The organism is Campylobacter sp. 2018MI13 (genome assembly GCF_018501135.1).
Taxonomy (GTDB): Bacteria; Campylobacterota; Campylobacteria; order Campylobacterales; family Campylobacteraceae; genus Campylobacter_E.
Map to the genome: position 1 here is coordinate 1 of NZ_JAHCZC010000182.1, position 543 is coordinate 543.

Consider the following 543-nt stretch of genomic DNA (forward strand, 5'->3'; position numbering starts at 1 on the left):
TTCCAACGTCCTGTCTGCCAGAGTGGTTCGCGAGGAATTCGGCATCGACAACGTCGTCGCCCGCATCTACGACCAGGGCCGGGCTGAAGTCTATGAGCGTCTTGGGATCCCCACGGTAGCTACCGTGCGGTGGGCTGCCGACCAAGTGTTGCGCAGTCTCATGCCGGAGGGATCTGAGCCGGCGTGGCGCGACCCATCCGGCCAGGTCCGTTTGATCCGTGTCAACACCCATACCGACTGGGTCGGGATGAAAATCTCCGCTATTCAGGATCGCATCCACACCCCGCTGCCATTTTTATTGAGATTCGGTCAAGGCATGGTCCCCGACGGAGCCACCTTGCTGCAGGATGGCGACGTAGTCTATGCCGCAGTCGAGGGCGAGCGCATCACCGAAATCGAGGGCCTATTGGCCAAGCCGCCGGTCAAACGTTGATCGTCACGGACAACGCCGTTCACCCGAGGCAAGGAGAATCGTGAGAATCGTCATCGTTGGAGCCGGCAATGTCGGCCGATCCATTGCCCGTGAGCTCACCGCTCATGGAC

The 543-nt window shown here is 60.6% G+C and carries 1 protein-coding gene; it reads left to right on the plus strand.

The genetic code is table 11. The annotated features are described in order from the left end of the window. The coding region (locus KJQ99_RS11335) for a potassium channel family protein (protein ID WP_502756522.1) at nucleotides 1-433 on the plus strand (433 nt) is incomplete at its 5' end. Between the last annotated feature and the right edge of the window lie 110 nt (nucleotides 434-543).